4 protein-coding genes are annotated in these 4569 nt (G+C 73.1%); 2 read left to right on the forward strand and 2 right to left on the reverse strand.

Annotation, left to right across the window (positions count from 1 at the left end; all coding sequences use genetic code 11):
* Nucleotides 1-550: 550 nt before the first annotated feature.
* Both pyrG and NBZ85_RS27930 read left to right on the forward strand, forming a co-directional pair.
* Nucleotides 551-2404, forward strand: coding sequence for a CTP synthase (gene pyrG / locus NBZ85_RS27925; protein ID WP_261558094.1), 1854 nt, complete (start codon nucleotides 551-553; stop codon nucleotides 2402-2404).
* Nucleotides 2401-3024, forward strand: coding sequence for an NUDIX domain-containing protein (locus NBZ85_RS27930; RefSeq protein WP_261558095.1), 624 nt, complete (start codon nucleotides 2401-2403; stop codon nucleotides 3022-3024). The genes pyrG and NBZ85_RS27930 overlap by 4 nt, the downstream gene beginning before the upstream one ends.
* 74 nt (nucleotides 3025-3098) lie before the next feature.
* Here NBZ85_RS27930 and NBZ85_RS27935 read toward each other — a convergent pair whose 3' ends face one another.
* Together NBZ85_RS27935 and NBZ85_RS27940 are read right to left on the reverse strand one after the other, a co-directional pair.
* Complete coding sequence (locus NBZ85_RS27935) at nucleotides 3099-4034, reverse strand: PKD domain-containing protein (RefSeq protein ID WP_261558096.1); 936 nt, start codon at nucleotides 4032-4034, stop codon at nucleotides 3099-3101.
* Nucleotides 4031-4489 carry a hypothetical protein gene (locus NBZ85_RS27940; RefSeq protein WP_261562970.1) on the reverse strand — a complete coding sequence of 153 codons (459 nt, stop codon included), beginning with the start codon at nucleotides 4487-4489 and terminating at the stop codon, nucleotides 4031-4033. The genes NBZ85_RS27935 and NBZ85_RS27940 overlap by 4 nt, the downstream gene beginning before the upstream one ends.
* Nucleotides 4490-4569 lie beyond the last annotated feature (80 nt).

The following is a 4569-nucleotide window of genomic DNA, read 5'->3' on the forward strand; positions in this document are numbered from 1 at the left end:
ACGGCCCACTCGACCTCGGACGCCAGCGACACGCCGCCCCGCCTCCGACCGGTCCTCCCCCCACAACCCGCCGCCACGACCACGACCGCTTGACACAGTCATTCAGATTCCGCGGAACCGCGCCGAACGGTCGGGTCTCGATCCCGACCTTGTCGATCAAGGTGTTCCGCGGAACCGCGTCGCGGGTACGCCGCAGGGCGGGGTGCATGGTGCGCTGCTGCGAGCGCCGCGACCTGTGCTGGCCCCCCGCCGGGGCGAGTCCGTCACGGTCCACCGCTGCCGCGCCTGCGTGGTTCTTCGCCCGACGCCGAAGGCGAGGGACTGGGACCCCGCTCGGACGCCGGGAACCAGGGGTCCCCGTGATGCGCCGCAGGCGCGCCGGGTGGCGTTCCCAGGAGGATCGCCGAAGGCGATCGGACGAGACCCCGTGCGGCGGCCGGGAACCAGGGGTCCCCGTGATGCGCCGCAGGCGCATCACGGGGGAGGTGTTACCGTGAAACCCCGTGGAGGCGTCGGGTCCGGACCGGCGGCGTGACCACGGGAGTTCCACGTGGGCCAGGTGCATGTTACGAAGCACATCTTCGTCACCGGCGGGGTCGCGTCCAGTCTCGGTAAGGGACTGACCGCATCCAGCCTTGGGCGGCTTCTGAAGGCTCGCGGTCTGCGGGTCACGATGCAGAAGCTCGACCCCTATCTCAACGTCGATCCCGGCACGATGAACCCGTTCCAGCACGGCGAGGTGTTCGTCACCGACGACGGGGCCGAGACGGACCTGGACATCGGCCACTACGAGCGGTTCCTCGACGTCAACCTTGACGGCAGCGCGAACGTGACGACCGGCCAGGTGTACTCGGCGGTCATCGCCCGTGAGCGCCGCGGCGACTACCTCGGCCAGACGGTGCAGGTCGTCCCGCACATCACCGACGAGATCAAGGATCGGATCCGGCGGCTCGCGGGCGACAGCGTCGATGTGATCATCACCGAGGTTGGCGGCACCGTCGGTGACATCGAGTCGCTTCCGTACCTGGAGGCGATCCGCCAGGTCCGCCACGAGGTCGGCCGGGACAACGCGCTGACGGTCCATGTCAGCCTGGTGCCGTACCTGGCTCCGTCGGGGGAGCTGAAGACCAAGCCGACGCAGCATTCGGTGGCGGCACTGCGCAGCATCGGCCTGCAGCCGGATGCAGTGGTCTGCCGGTCCGACCGGCCGCTGCCCGACTCGCTGAAGAAGAAGATCGCGATGATGTGCGACGTCGACGACGAGGCGGTCGTCGGGGCGCCGGACGCGAGCTCGATCTACGACATTCCCCGGGTGCTGCACCGGGAGGGCCTCGACGCCTACGTGGTGCGCCGGCTGGGGCTGTCGTTCCGCGACGTCGACTGGACCGAGTGGGACACCCTGCTGCGCCGGGTGCATCATCCGGCGAACACGGCGACGGTCGCGATCGTCGGCAAGTACGTCGACCTGCCCGACGCCTACCTGTCGGTGACCGAGGCGTTGCGGGCCGGCGCGTTCGCCACCGACACCCGGGTCGAGCTGCGGTGGATCACCTCGGACGAGTGTGCCACGCCGGAGCAGGCCGCCGCCCAGCTCGACGGGGTCGACGGGATCATCGTCCCCGGTGGCTTCGGGATCCGCGGCATCGAGGGCAAGCTCACCGCGCTGCGGCATGCCCGCGAGGCCGGCCTGCCGACGCTGGGGATCTGCCTGGGCCTGCAGTGCATGGTCATCGAGGCGGCCCGCGGGCTCGCGGGTCTCGACGGGGCGAACTCCACCGAGTTCGTGTCCGACACCCCACACCCGGTGATCTCCACGATGGCCGACCAGCACGAGGTCGTCGCCGGCACCAGGGACATGGGCGGCACCATGCGCCTGGGCCTGTACTCGTGCACGCTCGCCCCCGGCACGGTCGCCCGCCGTGAGTACGGTGCGCCCGAGGTTGCCGAGCGGCACCGTCATCGGTACGAGGTCAACAACGACTATCGCGAGCGGCTCGCCGCCGCCGGGCTGGTCTTCTCCGGCACCTCACCGGACGGCCGGCTGGTCGAGGTCGTGGAACTGCCCGCCGACGTGCACCCCTACTACGTGGGTACCCAGGCGCATCCGGAGTTCCGGTCCCGGCCGACGCGGGCCCATCCGCTGTTCCGGGGGCTTGTCGCCGCGGCGATCGCGCACGCCGACCGCCGCCGCGGGGTGCTGCCCGTCGACCTGCCGGACGCGGACACCGCCGCCACGCCGAACCCGGGTCCCGAGGCTGATGCCGCGGTGCCGGCCGCGGCCGGCACGGGGCACGCCGGGGGCGCGGGGGGCACGTCCGGTCGAGGTGGTGGCGGTCGGCGTGGCGCCGGTGGTGCCCGTCCGGGGGCCGCCTCGAACGGCACGGCCGCCCTGGTGGCGCCGTGACCGCGCAGGCGCACCGCTACGAGGTCACCGAGAGCACCCTCGCCTACGAGGGACGGATCATCTCTGTCCGCCGCGACCAGGTGCGGATGCCCGAAGGCGATGTCTCCCAGCGCGACGTCGTCGTCCACCCCGGCGCGGTGGGTGTGGTGGCACTCGACGACGGCGGGCGGGTTGTGATGGTGCACCAGTACCGCCACCCCGTCGGCGGCCCGCTGTGGGAGCTGCCCGCCGGCATCCTCGACGTGGCCGGGGAGCCGGCGTCCGTCGCCGCCGCCCGGGAGCTCGCCGAGGAGACCGGGCTGCGCGCCGACCGGTTCGACCTGCTCGTCGACGTCTGGTCCTCGCCGGGGATGACCGACGAGGCCTACCGGATCTTCCTGGCCCGGGACCTGCACGAGATCCCGGCGGCCGAGCGGTACGTGCCGGAGCACGAGGAGGCCGAGATGGGCCTGGCGCGCGTCGACCTCGACGAGGCCGTCGCGCGGGTCCTGCGTGGCGAGATCACCAACGCGATGGCGGTCGTCGGCCTGCTGGCGGCGGCGCGGGCCCGGGCGGCGGACTTCGCCGGTCTGCGTCCCCTCGACGCCCCCTGGCCGGCCCGCCCGGCGCACCGAGGCTGACACCCCGCCTCCGCCCGGCCACGGGCATCGGCTGACGGCTGACGACTGACCAGGCCGGGGCTCGCCCCGCCTGGTCAGTCGTTGTGGACCAGAACGCCGGCGGCCTCGTTGACGACGAGGCCCTGCGCGGCGGCGAGGGTCACCGGGTTCAGCGGGAAGGCCTCCGCGACGCCGGGCAGGGTGAACGTTCCGTCCCAGGTCACGGTGAGGGTCACCTGGTACTGCCCCGGCCGGGCGTAGTCGTGCGACACGTACGCCTCGGGATGGTCACGTGGGGAAATCGCCGAATCGTAGGGCCGCCCGGGCGCGTCGGGGCCGGTCTCGCCGTCGCCGAACTCCCAGTGGTAGTGGGGGATCGCGCTGATCGTGGCGACGACGGGCTGGTCGACGTTGAACGTGTACGACTCCGGCACGGGCGTGTACAGGATCGTCGCCAGGTTCGCGAAACTGCGCCCGGACGGCGCGATGACGATCGACGGTTTCGGTAGGAGCTTGTCTCGCAGGTAGTCGGCGAGCGCCGCCTGCACGGCCGCGATCGGCACCGCGTCGTCGGGCAGCAGGTAGTTGTTGCACCCGGCCATCGTCTGGTCGAACTGGGCGCGCTCGGCCGGCGTCATCGCCGGGTCGGCGCCCACGAGCTCGTACAGTTCGCAGACCGCGGCGGGGTCGTCCGGGCAGTCCTGCCCGCAGGAGGCCCGCCTCGGGACGCCCCCGTCGGCGTCAGCGGGGATCCGTTCGAGCATCCCGTTGTGGTAGCGGTACTGGTAGCCGTTGGCGGTGGCCCGGGTGTCGCAGCTTCCCCACAGCACGCCGACGCAGGGTATTCGGGTCTGGTCGCCGGGAGCCGCGGCGGCGCGGCCCGCGGTGGGCAGCCCCGGCAGCGCTGGCAGCCCCGGGCCGGGCAGCAGTCCGCCGAGACCCGCGAGCAGCACAACCGCGACGGCGAGCACCGCCACCCGGGGGAGCGCCCGCCGGCCGAGGGGATCCGAGGGCGCCTGCGGGACCGTCATGCCGGCCTTGGGGCGTAGCGCAGGGTCTGGATCCGCCAGCCGTGCTGGGTGAGGGTGAGCTCGGCCGTCGCAGCCCGCGTGGGCACGCCGGGGGCGTCGGCGGCGTGCCGCCCGGCGAGGTCGAGCAGCCCGACGGCGCTGGTGTGCAGGGTGAAGGTCACCGCGGTGACGAGCCCGGACCGAGGCCGGGCGGACAGGTCGCTTATCCGGTAGGCGCCGGCATCGGCGTGCAGGCCGCGCTGCTGGAGCGACCGGGTCACCCCGACGTCCAGCGCGCACGGCTGGCAGCCGGCCAGGGCCGACGGCGCGATCACAGCGAGCCGTCCGCCTCGGGTGGCGTCGTTGATCTCGTGGAAGTACGCCTCGACCGTGCGGGCGGCCGCGGCAGGCGCGTCGTCGGATCCCTCACCCGGGGTGGAGGTGCCGGCCCCGGTGGAGGTGCCGGCCGAGCTCACCCTCACCCAGCACGGCTGGCGGATCCAGACCCTGCGCTACGCCCCAAGGCCGGCATGACGGTCCCGCAGGCGCCATCGGA

This window comes from Frankia tisae (assembly GCF_025403405.1).
GTDB lineage: Bacteria > Actinomycetota > Actinomycetes > Frankiales > Frankiaceae > Frankia > Frankia tisai.